This is a genomic window from Saccharothrix lopnurensis, assembly GCF_042658445.1.
GTDB lineage: Bacteria > Actinomycetota > Actinomycetes > Mycobacteriales > Pseudonocardiaceae > Actinosynnema > Actinosynnema lopnurensis.
Window position 1 is genome coordinate 34,897 of sequence record NZ_JBHSQO010000002.1, and the last position, 25,063, is coordinate 59,959.

Annotated in this window: 22 protein-coding genes and 1 pseudogene; 7 read left to right on the top strand and 16 right to left on the bottom strand. The window is 71.8% G+C overall.

Annotated elements, in window-relative coordinates; all coding sequences use genetic code 11:
* Nucleotides 1-6 precede the first annotated feature (6 nt).
* Complete coding sequence (locus tag ACFP3R_RS02205; RefSeq protein WP_380632193.1) at nucleotides 7-1,590, top strand: hypothetical protein; 1,584 nt, start codon at nucleotides 7-9, stop codon at nucleotides 1,588-1,590.
* Between the two features lie 26 nt (nucleotides 1,591-1,616).
* On the opposite strand, the gene ACFP3R_RS02210 is transcribed toward ACFP3R_RS02205, so the two are convergent.
* From ACFP3R_RS02210 to ACFP3R_RS02245, 8 genes are all read right to left on the bottom strand, one after another.
* A complete protein-coding gene (locus ACFP3R_RS02210; RefSeq protein ID WP_380632194.1) occupies nucleotides 1,617-2,816 on the bottom strand; it encodes a DNA polymerase III subunit delta' in 1,200 nt (399 codons plus the stop codon).
* Nucleotides 2,817-2,836: 20 nt separating this feature from the next.
* The gene (locus ACFP3R_RS02215) at nucleotides 2,837-4,870 is read right to left on the bottom strand and encodes a bifunctional MFS transporter/dTMP kinase (protein ID WP_380632195.1); all 2,034 of its coding nucleotides are present in this window, start codon (nucleotides 4,868-4,870) and stop codon (nucleotides 2,837-2,839) included.
* 82 nt (nucleotides 4,871-4,952) lie between these two features.
* Nucleotides 4,953-5,324 carry a hypothetical protein gene (locus ACFP3R_RS02220; protein WP_380632196.1) on the bottom strand — a complete coding sequence of 124 codons (372 nt, stop codon included), beginning with the start codon at nucleotides 5,322-5,324 and terminating at the stop codon, nucleotides 4,953-4,955.
* Between the two features lie 30 nt (nucleotides 5,325-5,354).
* A complete protein-coding gene (gene topA, locus ACFP3R_RS02225; RefSeq protein WP_380632198.1) occupies nucleotides 5,355-8,093 on the bottom strand; it encodes a type I DNA topoisomerase in 2,739 nt (912 codons plus the stop codon).
* Nucleotides 8,094-8,219: 126 nt separating this feature from the next.
* Nucleotides 8,220-8,786, bottom strand: coding sequence for a hypothetical protein (locus ACFP3R_RS02230; RefSeq protein ID WP_380632200.1), 567 nt, complete (start codon nucleotides 8,784-8,786; stop codon nucleotides 8,220-8,222).
* 391 nt (nucleotides 8,787-9,177) lie between these two features.
* Nucleotides 9,178-9,807 (bottom strand): hypothetical protein, encoded by a 630-nt coding sequence (locus ACFP3R_RS02235; protein ID WP_380632201.1) that lies wholly within the window; start codon nucleotides 9,805-9,807, stop codon nucleotides 9,178-9,180.
* Nucleotides 9,808-9,949: 142 nt separating this feature from the next.
* Nucleotides 9,950-10,627 (bottom strand): hypothetical protein, encoded by a 678-nt coding sequence (locus ACFP3R_RS02240; protein ID WP_380632202.1) that lies wholly within the window; start codon nucleotides 10,625-10,627, stop codon nucleotides 9,950-9,952.
* A gap of 121 nt (nucleotides 10,628-10,748) precedes the next feature.
* Nucleotides 10,749-13,052, bottom strand: a complete 2,304-nt coding sequence (locus ACFP3R_RS02245) for a sodium-translocating pyrophosphatase (RefSeq protein WP_380632203.1) — start codon at nucleotides 13,050-13,052, stop codon at nucleotides 10,749-10,751.
* A 455-nt stretch (nucleotides 13,053-13,507) separates the two neighbouring features.
* Here ACFP3R_RS02245 and ACFP3R_RS02250 point away from each other — a divergent pair, with 455 nt between their 5' ends.
* Nucleotides 13,508-15,889, top strand: a complete 2,382-nt coding sequence (locus tag ACFP3R_RS02250; protein ID WP_380632204.1) for a DEAD/DEAH box helicase — start codon at nucleotides 13,508-13,510, stop codon at nucleotides 15,887-15,889.
* Here ACFP3R_RS02250 and ACFP3R_RS02255 read toward each other — a convergent pair.
* The 7 genes and pseudogenes from ACFP3R_RS02255 to ACFP3R_RS02285 all read right to left on the bottom strand — a co-directional run.
* On the bottom strand, nucleotides 15,859-16,449 hold the full coding sequence (locus tag ACFP3R_RS02255; RefSeq protein ID WP_380632206.1) for a bifunctional DNA primase/polymerase: 591 nt from the start codon (nucleotides 16,447-16,449) through the stop codon (nucleotides 15,859-15,861). The two genes, ACFP3R_RS02250 and ACFP3R_RS02255, sit on opposite strands and share 31 nt — an antisense overlap.
* Nucleotides 16,450-16,722: 273 nt before the next feature.
* Nucleotides 16,723-17,127: an Rv3654c family TadE-like protein gene (locus tag ACFP3R_RS02260; protein WP_380632207.1), complete on the bottom strand. Its 405-nt coding sequence runs from the start codon at nucleotides 17,125-17,127 to the stop codon at nucleotides 16,723-16,725.
* Nucleotides 17,124-17,795, bottom strand: a complete 672-nt coding sequence (locus ACFP3R_RS02265; RefSeq protein ID WP_380632208.1) for a TadE family type IV pilus minor pilin — start codon at nucleotides 17,793-17,795, stop codon at nucleotides 17,124-17,126. Before ACFP3R_RS02265 ends, ACFP3R_RS02260 begins: the two co-directional genes overlap by 4 nt.
* Complete coding sequence (locus tag ACFP3R_RS02270; protein ID WP_380632210.1) at nucleotides 17,792-17,983, bottom strand: DUF4244 domain-containing protein; 192 nt, start codon at nucleotides 17,981-17,983, stop codon at nucleotides 17,792-17,794. Before ACFP3R_RS02270 ends, ACFP3R_RS02265 begins: the two co-directional genes overlap by 4 nt.
* Nucleotides 17,980-18,531 (bottom strand): type II secretion system F family protein, encoded by a 552-nt coding sequence (locus ACFP3R_RS02275; protein ID WP_380632212.1) that lies wholly within the window; start codon nucleotides 18,529-18,531, stop codon nucleotides 17,980-17,982. The genes ACFP3R_RS02270 and ACFP3R_RS02275 overlap by 4 nt, the downstream gene beginning before the upstream one ends.
* A complete protein-coding gene (locus ACFP3R_RS02280; RefSeq protein WP_380632214.1) occupies nucleotides 18,528-19,232 on the bottom strand; it encodes a type II secretion system F family protein in 705 nt (234 codons plus the stop codon). The genes ACFP3R_RS02275 and ACFP3R_RS02280 overlap by 4 nt, the downstream gene beginning before the upstream one ends.
* 548 nt (nucleotides 19,233-19,780) lie before the next feature.
* Nucleotides 19,781-20,056 (bottom strand): annotated as a pseudogene (locus ACFP3R_RS02285) (TadA family conjugal transfer-associated ATPase); the annotation flags it as partial.
* A 59-nt stretch (nucleotides 20,057-20,115) separates the two neighbouring features.
* Here ACFP3R_RS02285 and ACFP3R_RS02290 point away from each other — a divergent pair.
* From ACFP3R_RS02290 to ACFP3R_RS02310, 5 genes are all read left to right on the top strand, one after another.
* A complete protein-coding gene (locus ACFP3R_RS02290) occupies nucleotides 20,116-20,397 on the top strand; it encodes a hypothetical protein (protein ID WP_380632216.1) in 282 nt (93 codons plus the stop codon).
* 11 nt (nucleotides 20,398-20,408) lie between these two features.
* Complete coding sequence (locus ACFP3R_RS02295) at nucleotides 20,409-21,344, top strand: hypothetical protein (RefSeq protein WP_380632217.1); 936 nt, start codon at nucleotides 20,409-20,411, stop codon at nucleotides 21,342-21,344.
* Between the two features lie 128 nt (nucleotides 21,345-21,472).
* Nucleotides 21,473-21,796 (top strand): hypothetical protein, encoded by a 324-nt coding sequence (locus tag ACFP3R_RS02300; RefSeq protein WP_380632219.1) that lies wholly within the window; start codon nucleotides 21,473-21,475, stop codon nucleotides 21,794-21,796.
* Between the two features lie 3 nt (nucleotides 21,797-21,799).
* The gene (locus ACFP3R_RS02305) at nucleotides 21,800-22,543 is read left to right on the top strand and encodes a tetratricopeptide repeat protein (RefSeq protein ID WP_380632221.1); all 744 of its coding nucleotides are present in this window, start codon (nucleotides 21,800-21,802) and stop codon (nucleotides 22,541-22,543) included.
* Nucleotides 22,544-23,158: 615 nt separating this feature from the next.
* The gene (locus ACFP3R_RS02310) at nucleotides 23,159-23,854 is read left to right on the top strand and encodes a hypothetical protein (protein ID WP_380632222.1); all 696 of its coding nucleotides are present in this window, start codon (nucleotides 23,159-23,161) and stop codon (nucleotides 23,852-23,854) included.
* Between the two features lie 92 nt (nucleotides 23,855-23,946).
* Here the strand turns inward: ACFP3R_RS02310 and ACFP3R_RS02315 are convergent, their stop codons facing one another.
* Nucleotides 23,947-25,062 carry a TniB family NTP-binding protein gene (locus ACFP3R_RS02315; protein WP_380632224.1) on the bottom strand — a complete coding sequence of 372 codons (1,116 nt, stop codon included), beginning with the start codon at nucleotides 25,060-25,062 and terminating at the stop codon, nucleotides 23,947-23,949.
* Between the last annotated feature and the right edge of the window lies 1 nt (nucleotide 25,063).

The window sequence follows — 25,063 nt, forward strand, 5'->3', positions numbered from 1 at the left end:
GACCACATGCGCCCGTTGGCCCTGCCCGCCGCCGCCCTGCTGGTCGCGCTGGCCGCCTCCCCCGCGTTCGCCCAGCCCGTCGTCACCACGCCGGTGCCGGGGCCGCAGGACCCGGGCCAGCCGCCCGCGTCGTCGGGGCCGGAGCTGGTCACCCACGCGATCGGCGACGCGGGCACCGGGCTGGCGGTCGTGCGGCTCGCGCCGGACTCGACGCCGACCAACACGGTCCTGCCCGGCTTCGGCGAGCGGCTGCCCAAGCAGTCCGCCGCCGAGATCGGCGTGGGGCTCGCCAGCGCCCAGGCCAACAGCGAGGCGTTCCTCGGTTATGAGCGCGCGGTGGCCCAGGCGTCGCCCCTCGGGTTCGCCGTCCAGGGCCGCGCGCCCCAGACGCCCGGCACGCTCGTCCAGACCGCCTCGCCGGACAACCCCGAGCCCCTCACCGGCGGCCTCACCCCGCCCCCCACGCCGCTGGACGCCCTGCTCCGGGTCGGCCTGCTCAACGGCAGCGCGCACGCCCGCTGGCACGACGAGCTGGGCCCCTGCGTGAGCCCGGTCGCGGACGCCCGCACCTCGGTGGCGAGCCTGAGCGTGCTCAACGCCATCCCGACCCTGCCCAGCTCGCAGGACCTGACCGGGATGCTCACCCAGGACACGCCCCGGCTGGACGAGCAGGCCGAGCGGTCCCTGGTCGACAACCTCAAGCAGCTCGCCGGCCCGCTCAGCAGGCTCGGCGGCCTGCTCTCCGGCACCCCCGACAGCGGTGCGACCGGCTCGCTGCTCAGCCTCCCGGACACCCTGAGCGCCCACTCGACGGTCGAGCTGGTCGACCTGCCGGGCAGCGCGAACAAGGCCGTCAAGTCGACCTCCACGCTCCAGGCGGCGAGCATCCGCCTGCTCCAGGGCACCCCGGTGGAGCTGCGGATCGACGTGGTCTCGCAGCCCGCGCTGACCGCCCTGTCCACCGGTGACGCGGCCACCTCGTCGGTCACCTACACCGCCCCGGTGCTGAGGGTGGCCCAGGGCGGCCGGGAGCTGGGCGTGCTCGACGCCGCCAACCCGCGGCTGGACGTGCCGATCGGCGTCCTGCCCGGCCGGGACCTGCCCCTGGTCGGCGACCTCGCCGACGCCCTCGACATCGGCGTCCTGCGCCTCCAGATCGCCCAGTTCAACCAGAAGGAGCAGGTCATCGACGGACCGCTCCAGCAGGGCGGCCCCTCCGTCAAGGGGTTCATGCTCGGGGCGACCGCACGCCTGCTCGACCTCCAGCTGCTGCCGACCGATGCCCTCGGGCTGCCGAACCTGCCGTCGGCGTTGGCGCAGGTGTCCCTGGGTGAGCAGATCGTGCGCGCGGCCGCCCCGACCGGCGGGGTGGTGTGCGGGGCGCCCACGCCCACCCAGCCGGAACCGGGCGGTGCCGGCCCGGCCGCGCCGCCGAAGCAGCAGCTGGCCTACACCAACGCGGCGTACAAGACGGTCCCGATCTTCTGGACCGGCACCGCCCTGCTGCTGCTCGGCGTCGTGCTGGTCGCCGCCCTGCCCGCCCGCCGCGCCGGCGCCGCCCGAGCGCCCGAACGGACCCCGTCGGACTGAGGGCCCACGGCGCCGCCGGGAGGCGTTCAGCCGCGCTGGAGCGTGAAGAGCATGGCCTCGACCGCGATGCGCGGCTTGACGTTGCGCCCCAGCGCGGTCCGGCACCCCAGCACCGCCTCCAGGCGACGCAGCGTCGACTCGGCCGACCACGCCTCCGCCGCGCGCCGCGAGTCCTCGGCCCGGTCCGGGTGGTTCAGCGCCGCCCCCGCGCCCGAGGAGGTGACCAGCACGTCCCGGTAGAACGCGGCCAGGTCCACCAGGGCCTGGTCCAGCGAATCGCGCTGGGTCCGGGTGGCCCGCGACTTCTGCCGCTTCTCCAGGTCCTTGATCGCGCCCTTCGCGCCCCGGGTCGCGGCCGCGGTGCCCTTGCCGGTGCCGCCCGCGCCCATGGCCGTCTCCAGCGCCTCGCGCTCGGCCGCGTCACGCCCCTCGTGCGCGCTCACCGCGTCCGCCTCGGCGGTGGAGACGAGCTGGTCGGCGCACGTGAAGACGTCCGCGGGCCGGCGCAGCGCGAGCGGGATGCGCAGCACGGCCTCGCGCCGCGCCCGGACGTCCTCCTCGGTCGCCAGCCGCCGCGCCCGCTCCACGTGCCCGCCGCACACCGAGGCCGCCCACGAGGCCACCTCGGGCGCCAGGCCCTCCTCCTCCAGCGCCGCGGCGATGGCGGCGGGTCGGGGCGTGCCCAGCGGCACCACGCGGCACCGCGACCGGATGGTCACCGACACGTCGTCCGGGTGGGACGACGGCGCGCACAGCAGGAACACGGTCCGCTCCGGCGGCTCCTCCACGGACTTGAGCAGCGCGTTCGCCGCGCCCTCGGTGAGCCGGTCGGCCTCGGTGATGATCACCACCTGCCAGCGCCCGGCCGTCGGCCGCCGCGCGGACACCTGGACCAGCGACCGCATCTCGCCCACCGAGATCGACAGGCCCTCCGGCGCGACCACGCGCACGTCGGCGTGCGTGCCGGCCAGCGTGGTGTGGCACCCGGCGCACGTGCCGCAGCCCGGCCGGTCGTCCGCCACCGAGCACTGGAGCGCCGCCGCGAACGACCGCGCCGCGTCCACGTGCCCGGACCCGGGAGGCCCGGTGAACAGCCACGCGTGGGTCATCGCGCCCGGCGCCGGGGACCCGCCCGCCACGACCGACGCGGCCGCCTCCGCCGCCGCCGACAGCACCGCGACCGCCTCGGGCTGACCGACGACGTCGCCCCACACACCACGGTTCACCAGGCGACCGTACCGATCCGTCAGGACGTCTCGGCCACCGGTCGGGACGTCATGCCGGCCCGCCGCGACAGCAGCGGCAGCACCGACCGCGCCACCCGATCGGCGATCTCGTCCTCGGTGGCGTCCGCGTCGACCACCACGTACCGCTCGGGGTCGGCCGCGGCCATCTCGGCCAGCAACTCCCGCACCCGCCAGTGGTGCTCGACGTTCTCCATCGCGCCGCCGCCGGCGACCCGCGCCCGGGACGGCGTGCGGTCCAGCAGCACGGTCACGTCCGGCCGCAGCCGCCCGGTGGCCCAGTCGACCAGGCCCTCGACCTCCCGCGGCTCGACGCTGCCCACCGCGCTGAAGTGCGCCAGCGGGCTGTCGACGTACCGCTCCATCACGACCAGCGCGCCGCGGTCCAGCGCGGGCCGCACCTCGCGCTCCACCACGTCCGCCCGCACCGCCGCGGCCACCAGGGCGTGCGCCCGCACGCCGGCCAGGTCGGCGGTCGTCAGCAGGTTGCGCAGCCGCTGCTCGTCCAGGTCCGGGTCCGACGCCAGCAGCACGTCGCGCCCGTCCGCGCGCAGCGCCTCGGCCAGCCGCCGCGCCTGCGTGGCGGTGTCCAGCCGGGTGTCGCCCTCGACCGCGATGAGCACGCCGCCCTTGTGCCGCCCGCGCCCGCGGAAGGCCGCGAGCAGGTCGGACAGGATCGGCTCGCTGCGCCGGTCGTCCATCTGCCGGTAGGCGACCAGGCCGAGCAGCGCGGCCAGCAACCCGGCCCCGAGCAGCACCGGCCGGGTGCCGTCGACCTGCATCGGGTGCCCGAACACGGTGATCGTGCGCTGCTGCACCAGCGACACCAGCAGCGGCACGGTGGCCGTGGAGATGGCCAGCACCACCTTCAGCAGCGACTGGAGCAGCGCCACGGTCCGGCCGCGCATCTCGTCCTCGACCTGCGAGCCGACGATGGTCAGCCCGGTCAGGAACGCCACGCCCGCCGACGCGCCGACGAACGCCACCGCGACCAGCGCCACCCACAGGTGCGGCGCGAACGCCACCACCACCAGGCTCAGCCCCGCGACCAGGATGGTCAGCCCGAACAGCCGGTCGTGCGACAGCTGCCGCGCCATCCGGGGCGCCGAGCCCATGCCGAGCGCCAGGCCGGCGAACACCGCCACGAACAGCAGGCCGAACGTCGACGCGCCGCCCAGCAGCGACAGGGTGTAGAGCGGCGCGGTGCCGATGACCGCGCCCGCCGCGGCGAACGCGCCGACCATGCCGATGACCAGCCCGCGCACCAGCCGGGTGCGGCCCGCGTACCTCAGGCCCTCCCGCATCATGGCGAAGAACCCGGGCGCCTCGCCGTCCTCCCGGCGGCGCCGGTTCTCCGACGCGATCCGCCCGGACAGCTCGGGGATGCGGGTGGCGACCAGGATCGCCGCGGTCACGTACAGCGCGCCGTTGACCATCACGGCGATGGTCGCGATCCGGAACTCCAGGTTGGAGCTCTGGAGGTGCAGGTAGCCGGGGATGCCGGAGATCAGCGCGTACAGGCCGGACGCGGAGATGACCGAGATGCCGTAGGTCATCACCAGGCCGAGCTGGTTGGCCGTCTCCACCTGGGCGGGCCGGCGCATCAGGTTCGGCACCGCGGAGTCCTTGGACGGTATCCACAGCATCGCGCAGCAGCCGACCAGGAAGTTCGCGATGAACAGCCACCAGGCGGTGCCGACCAGGGCGATCGAGATGAACAGGGCGCCGCGCAGCAGGTCGCAGACGACCATGACCTTGCGGCGGTCGAACCGGTCGGCCAGCACGCCGCCGACGGGGGCGAACAGGATGCCCGGAAGCAGCTGGGTCAGCACCACCAGGCTGAGCGAGAAGCTCTGCCACTGGTAGCTGTCCGTCAGCTGCGTGACGAGGCCCGTGAGCGCCAGGAACGACAGCCAGTCGCCCACGCTGCACAGGTAGGTGACACCCCAAAGCCTGCGGAACGGCCGGATCGCCAACACGCCGCGGATCCGGTGGCTGGTCGAAGCCGCTGTGCCGCTGTCCTGGATCGTGCTCACCCCCGTTGTGCCAGGCCATCAGCGTAGCCGGGGTCCCTCACCCGGATGACCGCATCCGCCACACGGGTGACCGAAGCGAGATTCACCTCAGCAGTTCGGCCACCGCTTCGATGATCTCACGCAGGACGTTGAACAGCAGTCCCGCCAGTACGACCAGCCCGATCAGGCACCCGGCGAGCGCGCCCCGGCCCTTCTTCGGCTCGGCGGGCAGCGCCGCGTGCGGTGCGAGCGCCACCGGTACCAGCGGGGTGGGCCGCGGCGCCTGTCGGCGGACCGACCCGCGCCGGGCGTGGACCACCGGCGGCTCGACGACCACCGGGGGCACGACCACCACGACCGGTGGCTCGACCTGCGTGAACGCCGACGCCTCGCCCGTCACCAGCCCGGCCAGCGCGTCGGGGAAGAGCCGGGGAGGTGGCAGGGGCTGCGTCCCGTCGGGGCCGAAGTCGTCCACGCCACCTCCCGGGGTCGGCTGCTCCCGAGACTAGCCCTTTGACTTGGCCGGGGCCTTCTTCCGAGCGGGTGCCTTCCTGGCCGCCGGGGCCTTCTTCTTGGTCACCGGGCCCTTCGCCCGCTTCTCCGCCAGCAGCTCGGCCGCCCGCTCGTCGGACAGGCCCTCCACGCTGTCGGACTTGCGCAGCGACGCGTTGGTCTCGCCGTCGGTGACGTAGGGCCCGAACCGGCCCTCCTTGACCACCATCGGCTTGCCCGAGACGGGGTCGGCGCCCAGCTCCTTCAGCGGCGGCGCGGCCGCCGCCCGACCCCGCTTCTTCGGCTCCGCGTAGATCTTCAGCGCCTCGTCCAGGGTCACCGTGAACAGCTGGTCCTCGCTGGTCAGCGACCGCGAGTCGGTCCCCTTCTTCAGGTAGGGCCCGTACCGCCCGTTCTGCGCGGTGATCTCCGCGCCCGTCTCCGGGTCCTTGCCGACCACGCGCGGCAGCGACAGCAGCTTCAGCGCGTCGTCCAGCGTCACCACGTCGAGCGACATCGACTTGAACAGCGACCCGGTGCGCGGCTTCGCGGCCTTCTTGCCCTCCGCGGGCTCCGGCAGCACCTCGGTCACGTAGGGCCCGAACCGGCCCTCCTTGGCCACGATCTCGTGCCCGCTGACCGGGTCGACCCCGAGCGAGCGCCCCTCCTGCGGGGTGGCGAACAGCTTCTCCGCGATCTCGGGCGACAGCTCGTCCGGCGGCAGGTCGTCGGGCAGGTTGGCCCGCTGGGAGGTCCCGTCGACGTCCCGCTCCAGGTAGGGCCCGTACCGGCCGACCCGGACGTAGACCGTGCGCCCCTCCTCGTCCGCGAACAGCGGGATCGAGTTGACCTCCCGGGCGTCGATCTCCTCGACGCTCGACCCGACCAGCTTCTTCAGCCCGCCCGACCGCCCGACGGAGGACTCCGGCCCGACGTTCCCGCCGAAGTAGAACCCGGACAGCCAGGTCGTCCGCTCCTGCCGGCCGGCCGCGATGCCGTCCAGCTCGTCCTCCAGCGCCGCGGTGAAGTCGTAGTCGACCAGCCGCCCGAAGTGCTGCTCCAGCAGCCCGACCACGGCGAACGCCACCCACGACGGGACCAGGGCGGAGCCCTTCTTCCACACGTAGCCGCGGTCCTGGATGGTGCTGATGATCGAGGCGTAGGTGGAGGGCCGGCCGATGCCCAGGTCCTCCATCGTCTTGATCAGCGAGGGCTCGGTGAACCGGGGCGGCGGCGAGGTCGAGTGCCCGTCCGCCGACAGGTCGGCGGCCGTCACGACCTGGTCCTTCACCAGCTGCGGCAGCCGCGACTCGACGTCGTCGGACTCCCCGCCCGCCTCCGCGTCGACGGTCTCCACGTACGCCTTGAGGAACCCGGCGAACGTGATCGTCCGGCCCGAGGAGGCGAACGTGACCTCCTCGCCGCCGGCGGCGCGCCCGGTGATCCGCACCGAGGTGGTGTTGCCCCGGGCGTCGGCCATCTGCGAGGCGATCGTCCGCTGCCAGATCAGCTCGTAGAGCTTGAACTCGTCGGACTCCAGCTCGCGCGCGACCTGCCCCGGCGTCCGGAACACCTCGCCCGCGGGCCGGATGGCCTCGTGCGCCTCCTGCGCGTTCTTGACCTTCCGGTTGTACTGGCGGGGCGCGCTCGCCACGTACTGCGACCCGTACAGCTCGGTGGCCTGCGCGCGGGCGGCGGAGATGGCCGTCTCCGACAGCGTGGTGCTGTCGGTGCGCATGTAGGTGATGTAGCCGTTCTCGTACAGCTTCTGGGCGGTCCGCATGGTCCGGTCGGCGGAGAACCGCAGCTTGCGCCCGGCCTCCTGCTGCAACGTCGAGGTCATGAACGGCGCGTAGGGCTTGCGCGAGTACGGCTTCTCCTCGACCGAGGAGACCGCCAGCGACGCGTTGACCAGCCCTTCCGCGATGGCCCGCGCCTGCGCCTCGTCCAGCACCCGGACCTCGGCGCCCTCCTTCAGCCGCCCGTCCGAGCCGAAGTCGCGCCCGACCGCCAGCCGCACCCCGTCGACCGCGACCAGCCGCGACCCGAAGTTGCGCGGCGATGCCTCGGCCCCGGCGTCCATCACGGCCGACACGTCCCAGTAACCGGCGGTGACGAACTTCATCCGCTCGCGCTCGCGCTCGACCACGATCCGGGTCGCCACGGACTGCACGCGGCCCGCCGAGAGCTTCGGCATGACCTTCTTCCACAGCACGGGGCTGACCTCGTAGCCGTAGAGGCGGTCCAGGATGCGCCGCGTCTCCTGGGCGTCGACCAGGCTCTGGTCCAGGTCACGGGGGTTGGCGGCGGCCGCGCGGATGGCCGGCTCGGTGATCTCGTGGAACACCATCCGGCGCACGGGCACCTTGGGCTTCAGCGTGTCCAGCAGGTGCCAGGCGATGGCCTCGCCCTCGCGGTCGCCGTCCGTCGCGAGGTAGAGCTCGTCGACGTCCTTGAGCAGCTCCTTCAGCTCCGCGACGGTCGCCTTCTTGTCCGGCGTGACCACGTAGAGCGGCTCGAACGCGTTGTCGACGTCGACACCCAGCCGCGCCCAGGACATGCCCTTGTACTTCGCCGGCACGTCGGCGGCGCCCCGCGGCAGGTCCCGGATGTGCCCCTTGGACGACTCCACGACGAAGTCCCGTCCGAGGTAGGACGCGATCTTGCGCGCCTTCGTGGGCGACTCGACGATCACCAGCCGCCGGGTCACCGCGCCCCCGTTTGTCTTCTTCGCCCGTGTCGATCCAGCCACGCCGTCCCGCTCTCTTCGAACACTGTGTCCCAACCCGCCAGTGTGCACTGTCCTTTGTCGCCGTTGGGCAGCCCTGGTCGGGACAGGGTGACACAACTGTGCCCGATCTTCCGCCAGGAGTGCGCGCTACGCGGCCGGCCAAGTGCGCTCAGCGACCCCCCGCGGAGCCCGTCCGACCAGCTCCGCGAGCCGTTCGAGCCGCCTCCGACCGACCACGCGAAGCGCGGGCCCGCCCGAGATCGTCGACGGCAGCCCCGCCGAGCCCAACGCCCCGCGCAGGGCCTCGTGGGTGTCCGGCGCCCCGGCGTCGAGCCCCAGGAAGTACCCGGACTCGATCCACCGACCGGCCGCCAGCGCCCACAGGCGGAGCACCCCGCCGTCCAGGGCGAACCCCGGCGGGACGACCTTCCTCCCACCATCAAGCCACTGGGAGGCCAACCCGGTCAAATCAGTTCGGAAAGCGGTCGAGACCCGAAACCCCTCGTCCCCGACCTCGACCCGGGCCCCCACCGCCCGCTCGGCCAACGCCGCGACCACGGCCAGCCCCCGGACCTCCGTGTCCACCCCCACCGAGACCCGCGCCGCCCGCCCCCGGGCGAACCCCAGCGCCTGGCCGGGTCCGCACAGCAAACCCGCCAGGTCAGCGACACAAGGCTGCCGGGCCTCCGCCGAGAAGAAGGACAGTTGCCCCACGGCCAAGCAGCGTAGAACACACGTTCGACCCCCACCAGTCTCCGAAGGGTTGAACCCACCAGCCCCACCAGCCACAAGGGACCGCGAACGCAGAACTCACCCGTTCCGAACGTTCGACACGGTGGTCACGAACGTTCGACTCGCGCCAACACTCAACTCACCGGGCCTGAACGTACGACTCACCCGGCCTGAACGTACGACTCGCGCAACACCCGAAAGAGGCACAAGCCGGGAACACGACGGACCGCACCGACCAACGGCCCCGATTTGACATGGGTTCGACCAGCCTCCGGTACTCGTAAGGGCCCCATGTCAAATCGAGGCCCACGCAACCACAGGCCAACCTCAACCAGCCAAACCAGCCGACCAGCCCAGCCGTCAGACCCGGCCGTCAGCCGCCCAGCGACTTGAGCATCTCCGTCATCTGCACGCACTGCGGGGCCTGCTTGAACGCCTCACCCAGCACCGGGTCGTTCTGGAGCTTCTTCACCTGCTCCTGCAACCTGGACGGGTCGGCCTGGTCCCCACCCAGCTGCTCCAGCTTGGTGGCGAACTCCGGGTCGTTGGGGTCCAGCGTCGCCAGCTCCTCGTTGACCTGCGTCAACGTGACCCCGGAGTCGCTGAAGAACTTGACCAGCTCGTCGTGCAGCTCCTGGCTGTCGGCCGACGGCGCGCCCATCTCCTCCAGCTTCGCCCCGGCCTCGGTCAGCGACTTCCCGGCCGGCCCGCTGTAGTCCAGCAGCGCCTTCTTCTGCACCGCCGGGTCCTCGGCACCACCCTCGAACATGGTCTTGAGCAGGTTCATCACGCCCTCGACCGTGGGCCCGATCCCCTCGCAGAACGTGCCGGCCCACTCCACCGGGTCGGCGTCGGCCGCCGCCGTCGTGGTGGTGGTCGCCGCCGCCGCGGTCGAAGAGCCGGACGCCGAGCCCGAAGACCCGCTGCCCCCGCAGGCGGCGGTCATCAACACCGCCGCCAACGCACCGGCGACCGCCACGCGGCGCTTCAGGACAACCTTCACAATTACCCCCCATAGGGTGAAAGTCAGAGGGCGCAACCTACTACGCCACCCACACCACGGCCGCCGTGCCCCGGACGCACCGATCCAGGCACGCGCCCCCGTCAGGTACCCCCGCCCAGGTGGCCCCGTAACCCGCGAAACCTCACGAAGTGGGCACAACGCTCTCCGGCGCGTCACTGCCCGGCGCACCGCTCCCGGGCGCACCACTTCCGGGCGCACCACTTCCGGGCGCACCACTTCCGGGCGCACCGCTCTCCGGCGCGTCACCCGCGGGCGGCGTCACCCTGCGCAACGACTGACAAGCCTCGGCCTTCTCCGCCGCCGCCGCCAACTCCGGAGACGCCTCCAACTGCTTCAACGGCTCCACGAACGAGTCCAACCGGGCGATCGCCTCACCCGCGGCCTGCAACCCACCCACCGGGTCGTTCGCGTCAGCCGCCTCCAACGCCGCCTTCGCGTCGCTGAAGTTCTTCGCGATGTCGGTGAACGTGACCGCCATCCGCTCGACCTGCTCGCCCTCCCCCGCCACCGGCGAGGGCCCGACCTCCCGCAGCTGACCGGCCGTCCGGGTGAACGCCTCGGCCATCTGCCCCATGTACGCGGCCATGTCGGCCTTCAGCTTGACCGGGTCGCCCCCGTCCAGCCGGGGCGGCGTCTTCGTGGTCGTCACGAACGCGGAGGCCGCCGTGCACACCTTGTCCATGTAGGCGACCGCCGCCACCTCCTCCGGCGGGGCGGACGACGACGGCGCGGTGGAGTCCCCACCTGACCCGCACCCGGCAACCACCAGCACCGCAGCCACCAGCGGAACAAACCTCATCAGGGCACTCCCAACCTCTCCGTCACCCACCCCCAGTCTGCCCCACCGACGCGGAAGAGCGGGACGCCCGCACCGGGCGCCCCGCTCCTCCTGCACGTGGAAGACCAACCGAACGCGCGGCTCACGCCGAGGTGGTGGCCTCCGCCGGCGTGTCCGCGATGGCCGTCCCGCGGCGCTTGGACACCACGACCGCCGCCACGATGATCGCCGTGGCCACCGCCGCGATCGCGTACCGCACCCCGGCCGAGGCGTCCGCCCCCACCGAGTAGGTCACGATCGCCGGCGCGATGAGCACCGACACCAGGTTCATCACCTTGATCAGCGGGTTGATCGCCGGACCGGCGGTGTCCTTGAACGGGTCGCCCACGGTGTCGCCGATGACGGTCGCCGCGTGCGCGTCCGACCCCTTGCCACCGTGGTTGCCGTCCTCGACCAGCTTCTTCGCGTTGTCCCAGGCGCCACCGGAGTTCGCCAGGAACACCGCCATCAGCGTGCCCGTGGCGATCGCGCCCGCCAGGTACCCGGCCAGCGGCCCGACGCCCAGCCCGAACCCGACCGCGATCGGCGCCATGACCGCCAGCAGACCGGGGGTGGCCAGCTCGCGCAGCGAGTCGCGGGTGCAGATGTCCACGACCCGGCCGTACTCCGGCTTCACGGACCCGTCCATGATCCCGGGGTTCTCCCGGAACTGCCGGCGCACCTCGAACACGATCGCACCGGCCGCCCGCGTCACCGCGTTGACCGCCAGGCCGGAGAACATGAACACCACGGCCGCGCCGATCACCACGCCGACCAGCACGTTCGGGTCGGACACCAGGTTGGAGAACGAGATCGGCAACTCGCCCAGGCCGATCGACACGTCGGCCAGCGCCTGCGAGATCGCGTCCTTGTAAGACCCGAACAGCGCCGTCGCGGCCAGCACGGCCGTGGCGATCGCGATGCCCTTGGTGATGGCCTTGGTCGTGTTGCCCACCGCGTCCAGCTCGGTGAGGATGCGCGCGCCCTCGCCGTGCACGTCGCCGGACATCTCCGCGATGCCCTGCGCGTTGTCCGACACGGGACCGAAGGTGTCCATGGCCACGATGACGCCCACCGTGGTCAGCAGGCCGCAGCCGGCCAGCGCCACCGCGAACAGACCCACCACCACGGACCCGGACAGCAGGAACGCGCCGTAGACCGCGGCGCCGATGACCAGCGCCGTGTAGACGGCGGACTCGAAGCCGATCGAGATGCCCGACAGGATCACCGTCGCCGCGCCGGTCAGCGAGGTGCGCCCGACCTCCTTCACCGGCTTGTGCTCGGTGCCGGTGAAGTAGCCGGTCAGCCACAGGATGACGACGGCCAGCAGGATGCCGATGATGACCGCCATCGCCGCGATGAACCGCGGGTTGCCGCCGGTCGCGGCCACGGCCTCCGGCACGCCCTCCAGCGCCCCGAAGGACGAGGGCAGGTAGACGAACGCCGCCACCGTGCACAGCACCGCGGAGATGAGCGCCGAGATGTAGAACGAGCGGTTGATGGCCGACAGGCCGTTCTCGCCGACGCGGGCCCTGGTGATGTACACGCCGATGACCGCGGTCAGCACACCGATCGCGGGGACGATCAGCGGGAACAGCAAACCCTGCACGCCGAACGCGGCCGTGCCCAGGATCAGCGACGCCACCAGCGTCACCGCGTAGGACTCGAACAGGTCGGCCGCCATGCCCGCGCAGTCGCCGACGTTGTCGCCCACGTTGTCCGCGATGGTCGCGGCGTTGCGGGGGTCGTCCTCGGGGATGTTCTGCTCGACCTTGCCGACGAGGTCGGCGCCGACGTCGGCGGCCTTGGTGAAGATGCCGCCGCCGACCCGCATGAACATCGCGAGCAGCGCCGCGCCGAAGCCGAAGCCCTCCAGCACCTTCGGGGCCTGACCGGTGTAGACGAACACGACCAGCGCCGCGCCGAACAGGCCGAGGCCGACGGTGAACATGCCGACCACGCCACCGGTGCGGAACGCGACCCGCATGGCCTTCTCGCGGCCACCCGTCTCATTGGCCGCGGCGGCGACGCGCACGTTCGCACGGGTCGACAGCCACATGCCGAGGTAGCCGATGATCGCCGAGAACAACGCGCCGACGATGAAGAACAGCGACCTGCCGATGCGTTCCCAGGTGTCTTCGGCCGGGAGCGCGAACAGCAGCACGAACACGATGACCACGAAGATGCCGAGCGTGCGGAACTGCCGGTTGAGGTAGGCCGCCGCGCCCTCTTGGACCGCCTTGGCGATGTCCTGCATCTTCGGGGTGCCCTGGCCCGCGGCCAGCACCTCCCGGAGCAGAACGTACCCGACGGCCAGGGCGGCCAGCGCGACCACGGCGATCACGGCCACGAGGCCGCGATCACCCCCGGAGAGCTCCAAGCCCTCCGCGAGGAATTGCCGGGACATCCGTCCTCCTGGTGAGTTTTTCTGGCCCGATGAGGGCCATCCCGTTGATGTGAGGCCGGTCACTTTCGTGCCTGTCACCCTCGTCACAACGTGATGCATCCCTCATTGGATGCGATAGCGGCGGAGTCTATTCATAGCGCGCAACAGGGCAACGACGCGCGTCGATCCGTACACACACCGTTATCCACACAGGAAGCGCCACAGCCCCGCCACGTACCCCGGACAACGTGTGAACACACCCGAAGCAGCCGTAGTACTACAGCTCGGCCTGGCCGGGCCCACCGCCCCTCGACCCGGCCCCCTCCCAGCCCACCGCACCCCAGCCCGCCGCACCCCCAGCCCCAGCCAGCCCCACCGCACCCCAACCCCGCCACACCCCAGGTCCCCCAACACCCCCACCCCCGGCTCCTCCCGCACGAACCCCACCCCACCCCCGGTGTGCGAAGCTGCCGAACGTGGCGAACCAGGGACGTCGTTTGCTGGACCGGGTCCTCGCCGGCGTGCCGACCGGCGAATCGCCGCTGACGCACACCGAGGAACTGCCACCCCGCCCCGCCCGACACGTCCCCTGGCCGTCCTGGGTGCCGGAGACCGTCACCTCGGCCCTGGTGGAACGCGGCGTGCCCCAGCCCTGGCGGCACCAGGCCGAAGCCGCCGAACTCGCCTGGGCCGGCGAGCACGTCGTGGTCGCGACCGGCACCGCCTCCGGCAAGTCGCTGGCCTACCAGCTGCCGGTGCTGAGCACCCTGACCGCCGACCCGAAGGCGACCGCCCTCTACCTGTCCCCCACCAAGGCGCTCGGCGCGGACCAGCTGCGCTCGGTGGAGGAGCTGCGGCTGCCCGGCGTGCGCGCCGCGTCGTTCGACGGCGACACGCCCATCGCGGAGCGCGACTGGGTGCGGGCCCACGCCAACTGGGTGTTCAGCAACCCCGACATGCTGCACCGCGGGGTGCTCCCGAACCACGCCCGGTGGATCCGGTTCCTGCGCCGGCTGTCCTGCGTGGTGATCGACGAGTGCCACACCTACCGCGGCGTCTTCGGCTCGCACGTGGCGCTGCTGCTGCGCCGGCTCCGCCGGGTGGCCGCCCGGTACGGCGCGGACCCCACCTTCGTGCTCGCCTCCGCCACGGTCGCGGACCCGGCCGCGTCGGCGCGGGCGCTGCTCGGCGTGGACGTCGCCGCCGTCACCGAGGACGCCTCCCCTCGCGCCGGCCGCACGGTCGCGCTGTGGGAGCCGCCCCTGCTCGAAGACCTGGAGGGCGAGAACGGCGCCCCGGTGCGCCGGTCGGCCGGCGCGGAGACCGCGCGCATCCTGGCCGACCTGACCGTGGAGGGCGCCCGCTCGCTGGCGTTCGTCCGCTCCCGCGTCGGCGCAGAGCTGACCGCGATGGGCGCCCGCCGCCTGCTGTCGGAGGTCGACCCGGAGCTGGCGGGCCGGGTCGCCGCCTACCGCGGCGGGTACCTGCCCGAGGAGCGGCGGGCGCTGGAGCGGGCCGTGTCGTCGGGCGACCTGCTGGGCCTGGCCACCACCAACGCCCTGGAGCTGGGCGTGGACATCGTCGGCCTGGACGCCGTCGTGGTGGCGGGCTTCCCGGGCACGCTGGCCTCGTTCTGGCAGCAGGCGGGCCGCGCCGGTCGGACCGGCGACTCGGACGCCCTGGTCGTGTTCGTGGCCCGGGACGACCCGCTGGACACCTACCTGGTGCACAACCCGTCCGCCGTGCTGCACAGGCCGGTCGAGGCCACGGTGCTGGACCCGACCAACCCGTACGTCCTCGCGCCGCACCTCGCCTGCGCCGCGGCGGAGCTGCCCCTGACCCCGGACTCGCCGGCGGACTTCGGCGGTGACGCGGCGCTCGCGGTGCTGGCGGACCTGACGGCCGAGGGGGTCCTGCGCAAACGGCCCAACGGTTGGTACTGGACGTCGCGCGACCGGCCGCACGCCGACGTCGACATCCGCGGTTCCGGCGGCGAGCAGGTCGTGGTGGTGGAGGCGGACTCGGGCCGGATGCTCGGCACGGTGGACCCCGGCTCGGCGCACTGGACGGTGCACCCCGGCGCGGTCTACCTGCACCAGGGCGAGTCGTACGTGGTGGACCGGCTGGACCTGGAGACCGGTATCGCGCTCGTGCACGCGGAGCGGCCGGACTGGTCGACCACCGCGCGGGACACCAAGGACATCTCGGTGGTGCGGGTGCTGGAGGAGCGCCGGTTCCCGGGGGTGGCGGTGTGCCTAGGCGAGGTCGAGGTGACCTCGCAGGTGGTCGGCTACCTGCGGAAGCTGCCGTCCGGCCAGGTGATCGACTCGGTGGTGCTGGACCTGCCGCCGCTGACCCTGGTGACGCGGGCGGTCTGGTACACGGTGTCGTCGGGGTTGTTGGGCAGTGCGCCGGGGGGCGCCGGTCTGGCTCCGGCGCGCGTCCCCGGCGCACTGCACGCCGCCGAACACGCGGCGATCGGCCTGCTACCGCTCTTCGCGACCTGCGACCGCTGGGACATCGGAGGTGTCTCGACCGCCTTGCACCAGGACACCGGGGAGGCGACGGTGTTCGTGCACGACGGTCATCCGGGCGGTGCCGGGTTCGCCGACCGCGGGTTCAACGCGGTCGTCCCGTGGTTGGTCGCTACTAGGGAGGCCATCGCGGCTTGCGCGTGTCCGGCCGGGTGCCCGTCCTGCGTTCAGTCGCCGAAGTGCGGGAACGGCAACGATCCGCTGGACAAGGCGGGCGGGGTGGCCGTGCTGGACGTCGTGCTCGGGGTGGTCGGGGTAGACCCCGGAGGCGTCGCCCGGCACGGCCACGGGGATCACGACCGGTCGGCGGCGACCAGGTCGTAGCTCGGTGCGCTGAGCAGTGCCTCGTGCACGACGTTCGCGTGCGGCAGCTGCCAGGCGCAGATCTGGGGCTTGACCCGCCAGTGCACGACCCCGTGGTGGGCCGGGCTCGGCGGCAGCGGGACGTACTCGCCCTGCGCGTGGTGGGTGACACCCGGATCGGCGATCACCACACCGCCGGAGGCCACCAGGAACATCCAGCGCCCGGCGGGCGTGGCCACGATCGGGACCGGGATGCCGGTGGCGCGCAACGCCACCGCCGCCCGACGGCCCAGGTCGGCGTCGACCTCGACGGCGTCCACGCCGTGGCCGGTGGCCAGCAGGATGCTGTAGGAGCCGCCGGTCCACCAGGTGGCGACCTGGTCCGCGCGGGTGCCGACGCGGTCCTGCCAATCGCGGTGGACGGGCACCGGTCCGTGGTCCTCGACACCGTCGCGACCGGCCCACTGCCCACCCGCCGGATAGGTGCCCGGAAGCACAGACCACCCGTGCCACGCGAGGTTGACCGCCTCCGCGCGCAGCTCGATGCGGAAGGCCCCGCGCCAGCTATCCGACCACTCCATCGTTAGTTCGCCTCCTGATCGGCCTGTCGGCCCACGACACCGTGTCGGGTGTTCCTCGACACCGCGTCGGTGCCGCCACTTGAACTAACGACATGACCGGGGGTTCTGGTAACCGCCAGTCGACAACTGGTCGATTCGGCACGGCGAGCGAAACAGCCGCGGACGAGCGGCAGAACGGCGGGGGAACTGCCCGTACCCCGCCAGGCCGCGAATCTGCGGCCTGGTGAGCCCGCTCACCGCCGATGAACGACCGCTCGTCGCGAAAGCAGGGGTTCATCCTTCAGCCGGGCCTGCCCGCGCCCGCGCGCTCGGCGCGCCGAACAACGGAGAACCGCCGAACAGCGGAGAACCACCGGACACCGCGGAACCACCGGACGACCGGTCCTCACCGACCACCAGGACGCTCACCTCCCACCCGTCCACCTCGCAACCGGCCAACCGACCACCCATCCGCCCCACCACCACCTCGGCCTTCCCGCACGCCGCGCCGACCCCCGCCACCAGGTGCCCGGCCGCCGCCACCGCCGCGAGGTCGGCGGCAGCGGTCACCCGGTGCCGAGCCACCACGGCCTCCCCGACGTGCACCCCCACCAGGACGAGCCCGAACCACACCCCCGCGACACCGACCGCGAACACCGAAGCGGCCCCTCGGTCGTCCCCGAGCCGCAACCTCCTCATCGCACCCCCACCACCCCCGGCTCCACGACCGCGTAAGCACGGGCCCGCAACTCCACGCCCAACCGGGAGACGGCCACCTCGACCCAGGCCCCGTCCCCTTCCCGCCGAACCGACACCCACGCCCCGACCGGAGCGATCGCCCGCACCACGGCACCCACCCGCCCCTCGTCCCCCCGAGCGACGAGCCGAGCCGCCTCCCGGGCCGCGTCCGTGCACCGGACCTGGCCCACGACCGCCATCACCGCCGACGCACCCAGCACCAGCACGATGACCAACCCGGACATCACGATCGCCGCCTCGACGGTCACCGCGCCCCGGTCCCCGCGCAACACCCACCGCCACCGCGAGCACCACCCGCCCCGACGCCGACCGCGCCCCGCAGCCCGCCCACCGCCGTCCACGCCATCCACGGCGGGCAGGGCGGGCAGGACCGGCAGGACCAGTGCGGTCAGCGCAGCCGCTGCGGCCGATGCGGCCGGTGCGGTCCGGGCGTCCGGCGCGGTCCGGGCGTCCGGCGCGGCGCCCGCGACCGCCCCGGTCGGTGAGTTGTTCCGGGGCAACTCCTCCCCCGGCTCGGCCCTGGCGCGGACCCGGTGAAGCCACCACTTCCCCCTGCTCTTCCCCCGGGCCGCCGAGTTCTCCCGGTTCGACGCGCAGCCGGTCCTCATGCGGTCACCGTGAAAGCCCGTTCCAGCATTTCCTGGACCTCCCTGGCCACCCAGTCGCCGTTCACCACCACGATCAAGATCGTCGCCAGTGCGGCGGCGGCGAGCAGGCAGAGCGAGTACTCCACCGTCGAAGTTCCCCTGTCGTCCAACAACTTCTTCCCCTTTCCTCCAAAGTGGACATTCATCATCGTTCGCTCACCCCGCCGACCAGACCGATCACCACCGGCACCACGCCGAGGCACAGGAAGGCGGGCAGGAAGCACAGCGCCAGCGGCCCCGCCACCAGCACCGCCGCCCGTTGCGCACGGGCCTCGGCCTGGTCGGACACCTTCGCCCGCGCCTCGGCGGCGAGGTCCGCCGCCGCGCTCGCCAGCGCCGCGCCGGAGCGGGCCGTCCGCCGGGCCGCCCGTGCCAGCGGCGCGATGTCGGGGTGGTCCAGGGCCCTGGACCACGCGGTCACCGGGTCCGCGCCCAGGGCGAGGAGGTCCCCGACCTCGCGCAGGCGTTCGGCCGGGCCGGGCGGCACACCCGAACGCACGGCGTGCACGGCCCTGGCCACGGGCAGCCCCGCCCGGAGCGCCGCCGCGAGCAGGTCCCAGGTCGCCGCCGCCGCGAGCGGGTCCGGCGGGACGGGTTTGAGCTCGCGCGGGTGGGCGCGGGCCGGCTTGAGCCTCGACGCGGCTCTCCGGGGTGGTGGGAACACCAGCAGCGCCAAGGCGAGCAGGAAGAGGCTCACGGGATCACCTGCCTGGTCAGCCGACCGCTCCAGCGCAGTCCCGCGCAGATCAGCAGCGCGCCGACGACCAGGAGCACCTGCCCCGCCCCGGTACCGATCAGCACGGCGAGCGGACCCGCTCCGGACAACTCGCCCAGCAGGACCCCGAACAGCGGCAGACCGGCCAGGACGGCGGCGCTGGCACGCGGCCCCGCCATGCGGGCCTGGACCTGCCGGGTGAACGTCGCGCGCCGGTCCAGGTCCCGGCGCACCGCCTCCAGCACGTCGGCCAGCGGCACGCCGTGCTCCGCCGCCAACCGCCACGCCCGCGCCAGGTGACGGGCGTCCGGGAACCCCGCCAGCGCCACCTCGACGTCACCGCCCCGAGCCGACGCGGCGGCGATGGCCCGCAAGACCTCGCCGGCCGGCGGCTCCGCGTCCTCGGCCGCGCAGGCGGCGGCCCTGGCCGGGTGCGCGCCCGTGCGCAGTTCGGCGACGAAGGCGTTCAAGCCCTCGGCCAAGGCTGCGGAAGTCCGGAGTCGCGCGCGCCGACCCACGGTCTCGCGGTGACCGTGCCAGGCGGTCACCGCCAGCACCGCGCCCGCGATCGCACCCCCGACACCGGCGAGCAGACCGACGGCCGCGCCCACCGCCACCACGACCGGCCGACCGGGGGCCGGGAGCCGCCACCGGCGCACCGGCCGCCCCCGGAGCAGAGCCAAGCGTCGGCGAGCTGAGCGTGATGGATAAAGCAGGACCGCAGCCGCCAGCAGCAGGAGGCTCACGGCACACCCGCCTCGGACTTCGACCTGACCACGGGGATGGTTTCGGGCAGCGGTGCCGTGCCGATGAGCGGCGGCGCGGCCACCGACCTCGCCCCGCCGGCCCCAGCGGCCAGTTTTGCCCTGCCGACCACCTCTGCCCCGCCGGCTCCACCGGCCAGCTCCGCCCCGCCGGCCAACTCCGCCCCACAGGCTCGACCGGATGGCTCCGCCCCGCCGGCTACCTCCGCCGCGCCAGTCGGGCCGGTCCTGCCAGGCCCGTCAGCCGCATTGCCCCAGCCGGGCGCATCCGCCCCGCCCGGCACGAGTGCCCCGCCCGGCACGAGTGCCACAGCTGGCGTGGATATCGCGTCCGGCGAGGGCGCCAGGCCCGACGCAGGTGCCAGGCCCGGCGTGAGCGCCACACCTGTCATGGGTGCCAGGTCCGGCGGAGGTGCCAGGTCCGCCGTAGGTGCCGGAGGCGGCGAGGAGCGCGGCTCCGGCCAACCCACCAGGGACCTCAGTGCGACCGCAGCGCTGTGCCAGCCCGTGTCGCGCTGCCAGGCCGGCTCGACCACCACGTCACCGTCCCGGCGGTGCAGCACGCCGATTCCCGCCAGGTGCCGGGTGCCGTCGGGGGCGCGGCGCACGTGGAGCACGACCTTGACCGCCGCGGCCAGTTGGCTGTGCAGCGCGTGCCGGTCCAGCCCCCCGAGGGCGGCCAACGCCTCCAGCCGCGCCGGGACCTCGGCCGGCGAGTTGGCGTGCAGGGTGCCCGCACCGCCTGTCGGGCGCCAGCGAAGATTTCAGTACGAACCTGCTCTGAGCTGGTCAGGGAAATCTCTTGTTGATCTTGAAGCGTCGAGTTTGGGGCCGTGAAGATTTCAGTACGCAGGCATGCAAATCCACCACGGACAGCTTGCTGACCTGCATCTGGCGCCCGGCCACCGCCGCCTGCCAGGACGACGCCGACAGCGATGACGGCCCCACCTGGCCACGATGCCATCCCACCTGCGCCAACGCCGCCCGCACCGACCGCGACATCGCAGCGCTACGCGAACACCTCATCATCGCCATGCTGGCTCGCCGCCGCAGAGCAGCAGGTCGCTCGAACGACGATCGCTAGAGTTGCCGCTCATGGACCCTGCCCAACTGATGTCGTCGTCCCAGCGCTGGATGGCGCAGGGGCTGGCGGCGTTCTCCCGCAACGACGGGTCCGCGGACTTCGCCGTCCACCACGTCGGCGTCGCCATGGAACACCTGCTCAAGGCATATCTGGCTTCCCTGCACCCGGCCCACATCGTCGACGAGAAGAACTGGGAATCCCTCCTGCACGCCACCGGTCACGCCGACCGCACGAGGACCCCTCGTTCACGGACCAAGACGATCGGTCTGAGTGTCGCGTTCGACCGGGTCAGGCGACTGGTCCCTAAGGTCACCGTCACGGTCAACGACTTCGAGCCGGTCCGGGCGGCCCGCGACGGCGTCGCCCACGCCGGTTACCACGACGAGGCCGAAGTTCGGGCAGTGCTGACCACAGCCGTCAGGGTCGCCATCCCCGTCTTGGCCGAGATCGAGCAATTGCCAGGGTTCGACGACCGGGTCCAGACCTACTGGGGCAGCTACAGCCAACTCCGAGACGACCTCGTCAACGAGCACACGACAGAACTGCGGCTCGCAGTCACCGCAAAGATCACCCGCGCGAAGCACACGTTCCTCGAACGTCTGGGCTGGGCCTCGGACCAGCAGCGCGCGGCCATGGTCGGAGCCATCAGCGCCCAGATTCCCCACGCCCATGATCTCGGGCAACTGGAACGGGCCGACTCCTGCCCGGCCTGCGAAGGACGGGGATGGTTCTCCGGTTCAGCCATGTTCGAGCTTCGATCAGACGGCGACGGGAACGCCGAAGCAACCGTCATGTTCTACCCCGAGCACTATGACTGCACTGTCTGCGGCCTCAGCCTCGACTCCAGCGAGTTGGAACTGCTCGAACTCACCGCCCCGATCGAGCTGATCCACGAAGATCCATACGACTGGATCGAGCCCGACGAAGACGTCGAGCGTGACCGCTAGCCAGCGACGCGCCCAGCGCTCAGGCCACGAGCGGGACCTCGAAGGCCGCTACCCTGCGTTCCGACGGCGTTGTCGGCTTGTCCGCCGCCCACACACGGATGGTGACGTTGCCACCTTGGTTGCAGGCAGTGCTTCCCCTCGTCGTCGGTCTGCTGACCGCTGGTGGAGCGTTTCTGGGCGTCCGTCACTCGGTTCACGGCAACGACCGGGCCACCGAACAGCGTGAACTGGCAGCCCGTCGCGAAGAGTGGTGGCGTCGGTTCACCTGGGCCGCCGAACTCGCCCTCGACCAGGACCCTGCCAAGCGCGTGGCCGGACTGAAGCTGCTGACGAAACTTGGGCAGTCCGACCTGGCTCAAGCCGACGAGTCGGTGTTGCTCGACGTCTTTCAGGGGCGTGTACTGGACGCACTGCTCGACGAGTTCCGGCGGCCCGACTCGGAGGAGAACTGACACATGACCTCCTTCCGAGTGACCGAGGAGCACATCGCCGCCGCACAGCTGCGACTTGTAGTCGATCAAAAACTGGGCAGGGAAACCCCGGACATCGTCCGGGAGATCGCGGCCATGACCTCGGCACAGGATGTCATTCCAGCAGGTGGGGACAGCGATCCGCCGCAGAGTGACCCTGCGGCTGCGGGGATCAATATCAAGGTCTTGGGGCCTGTCAAGATTCCCTCGGACAGCCAGTCGGCCCGCGGTGTCGTCATCGGCGGAGTAACCGGCGACGCCATAGGTGGACCAACAGCAGCCGCGAAGTTGGCACGCGACCTCGCTGACATCGTCGACCGCCACCCCGAGGCGACCGAAGACGTGTTCAACGCTGTCCGGCGCATGGCTCAAACGAACCACGACTACAAGACCGAAGTACTCGCCCTCAATCGACTGGCCAGCCTTCTCGCTGAGCAGGGACGACATGCAGAGGCGATCAAGCACTACCAGCAAGTCCGCGAGCTTGCGCGCACCGTTCGCGATCAGGTGGTTGAAGTCGCCGCCCTCACCGATCTGGCTGCCGGCTGGGCAAGCCTTGATCGGAACGACCAGGCCAGCAGGGTCGTGCGCCAGGCACGTAACCTCGCGCGCGAAGTTGGCCATCACCGGATCGACGCGTCCACTCTCACGAAGCTCGGCAACACCCTCGCTCACCAGGGTCAACATGAAGATGCGGCCGATGTCTTCCGTAGCATGCAAACTCGGTAGTCAGGTTCGTCATCACATTCCGGTCGGGATGACTCGCTCAGCGCCTCTGGAACGCACTAGGGTCGCCAGCAACATCAACTACTCTGCACCCCGCAGCTCGACAGATGTCGGCGGGGTGAGAACCGGGAACCAGCACCGGCGCGGCCACTCCCAGCGGCGCGTCGATGTCGCGGTGGCCGAGGGTGTCGGCAGTGCCGCGCAGCTTCTCGACTAGCCCTTGCTTGCGGGCGCGGGAGGCTAGAGCGACCAGTTCGGCCACCACCGACTCGTCGGCCAGGGCGCGCAGTTCCCCGGTACCGCCGCCGTCTGCCAGCACGGAGACCAGCCGCGGGCCGATCTTCCCGGAGCGGCGGATGCCCTCGCACGCGGCCGAGCACCCATGCCCACCGGGCCAACCCGGCCTCGACACCGGGCGACGTGCCCCACCGGCAGCAGTTGTGAAGATGCCCATAGAATCTGGTCGGCCATGCACGCTGGCCTGCTTCCGAGGGTTCCCGCCCACGCCGGGGACGCCGACGAGGACAAGGGTCCATGACTCGCGTGCGTCGTGTGTCACCGGTCGCTATCGAGTCCAGCCGGTGAGTTGCGTGGGTACTCGCCGAACAGGGACCGATCATGACCAAGGACAAGGCTCGGAAACGGGCGGTTCGCGACGTCATCGCAGAAACCGGGGAGTCCTACACGCGCGTCCAGCGTCGTCTCGTCGACGACACGGCCGGTGTCCGGGACGGGCACCCAGTGGACACGGTGCCGCAGGAGGCACCTTCGGACGTCGCGTCTAAGGTCGAATCCGGCGCCGACGGCATGATCGACTCGGACGAGGACAACCTGGTCGTGTCGATCGTGGTGGGCGGCGAGCTGCGGCTGTTCGTCTTTCCAGACTGGACGGTCGGTGGGCAATGCACCGCCCGTACCAGGCGGGGCGCACGTTGCAACAACATCGCCTTTGATGGCGGCCAGCAGGCCGGCTACGAGACGTTCAGCACCGGCACCCGATTGGTGTCGGTGTATGGCCCCTTGCCTGACGACGTGGCCCGCAAGTACCTAATCCAGCGCTGCCGCGTACACGACAACGACGACGCGGAGGCGTTCTGCGTGCCGGAGTGGCAACACTTCGATCCGGTCCGACACCGCCGGTTGACCTTCAGCCCGTCGCTGGACAATCTGCCGCTGGTCAGCGGCACGGTGCCGTCGCCGGAGATGCTCGCAGCGGCGGTGGAGGCCGACTACAGTCCGCAACAACGACAGCGGTTAATGGAACTGCTCGCCAAGGTGGGCGCCGGGAACAGTCGGCGGACCGCCACGCCGTGACACGGGCCGGGCCGGATGGAACTCGTGGACTGCGATGCCGGGCAGGGCTCGTCCCCCGCCTCGTCGAGGCGAGACGTCCGCCCGACGCCGGGCTATCCAGCGGCGGGTTCAGCAGGGGGCCGGGTCTGGCGAACCGCAGATCGCCGGGTGGCCGCCTGGTAGACGCGGACGGCGTTCTCGTCGATGGTGATCTGCTCAAGCAGGGCCTTGGTGACAGCTTCCTTGCCGGTGGCCGTGGCCAGCAGCGCGGCCTGCCTGATCAGGGCGTGCAGGCTCGCAATGCTACCGCCGGTGCGTTTGTGCAGGTATTCCCAGTGCTGGGTGGCCAGCGATCCGGCCCGGTGCCGGAAGAGGGCCAGGGCGTCCTCCATCGTCTTGATGACCGACGCCCACTCGCGGATCTGCTGGGTGGTGCCGACCTTGAACAGGTCGATCTTGTGCTTGGTGAACCGCCCGGAGGTCTGGGTGGCCCGGTTGCTGGCCGCGCCCTCCAGGAACAGCCCGGACTTCTCCAGGCTGTGGCCGGTGTAGACGAAGGTGGCCGAGCAGTAGTTCGCCAGGTACTTGAGGTGGTCGTTGACGGCTCTGCCTTCCTTAGCCGACAGGTCGAGGAAGTGCAGGTCGTCGACGATGACCAGGCTGACGCCGCAGAGTTTCATGGCGCGCAGCACGAGGTTGGTGATGTCGGTCTTGGTGGCACCGGCCCGGTAGGGCTGGTTGAGCCATTCGGCGATGACCTTGGACAGGTCCTTGGGCGTCGCCTCGGATGGGACGCTGATGTAGACGACGGGGGTGTAGTCACACAGGAACCCGTCGATCACCATCGACTTCGTGAACTTCTCGGGGTCCTTGCGTCGCAGGGCGAGTTCATAGTCCGCGCCGAACATCTTGACCATCGTCGACTTGCCGACAGTGGGTGGGCCGTCGATGACCACGCCGCGGCGGGCTCCTGCGGGCGCGCGGCGGTTCATCCTCATCTTGAGGCTGATGTCCTGGTGGATGAGCTTCATCGGCTCGGTCCGCACGATCACCAGGGCGCTGTGGTACGCGTCGCGGGCGTCGTCGAACTCCTCACGGGCGTCGTCGGACATCGCCTCGTAGTCGGCGAGCGACGGCAGGTCGGGGCGGGGTGGCGGCACCAGGTCGATGTAGGCGCGCCACTCCTCTTTCGTCTTGGGTTCCGACTGGTCTTCTTCGTCGGCGAACACG

Coding starts and splice junctions, on each gene's coding strand:
- ACFP3R_RS02205 (WP_380632193.1), top strand. CDS start 7: ATGCGCCCGTTGGCCCTGCCCGCCGCCGCCCTGCTGGTCGCGCTGGCC.
- ACFP3R_RS02240 (WP_380632202.1), bottom strand. CDS start 10,627: ATGAGGTTTGTTCCGCTGGTGGCTGCGGTGCTGGTGGTTGCCGGGTGC.
- ACFP3R_RS02245 (WP_380632203.1), bottom strand. CDS start 13,052: ATGTCCCGGCAATTCCTCGCGGAGGGCTTGGAGCTCTCCGGGGGTGAT.
- ACFP3R_RS02255 (WP_380632206.1), bottom strand. CDS start 16,449: ATGGAGTGGTCGGATAGCTGGCGCGGGGCCTTCCGCATCGAGCTGCGC.
- ACFP3R_RS02260 (WP_380632207.1), bottom strand. CDS start 17,127: ATGAGGAGGTTGCGGCTCGGGGACGACCGAGGGGCCGCTTCGGTGTTC.
- ACFP3R_RS02265 (WP_380632208.1), bottom strand. CDS start 17,795: ATGAGGACCGGCTGCGCGTCGAACCGGGAGAACTCGGCGGCCCGGGGG.
- ACFP3R_RS02270 (WP_380632210.1), bottom strand. CDS start 17,983: ATGATGAATGTCCACTTTGGAGGAAAGGGGAAGAAGTTGTTGGACGAC.
- ACFP3R_RS02295 (WP_380632217.1), top strand. CDS start 20,409: ATGGACCCTGCCCAACTGATGTCGTCGTCCCAGCGCTGGATGGCGCAG.
- ACFP3R_RS02305 (WP_380632221.1), top strand. CDS start 21,800: ATGACCTCCTTCCGAGTGACCGAGGAGCACATCGCCGCCGCACAGCTG.
- ACFP3R_RS02310 (WP_380632222.1), top strand. CDS start 23,159: ATGACCAAGGACAAGGCTCGGAAACGGGCGGTTCGCGACGTCATCGCA.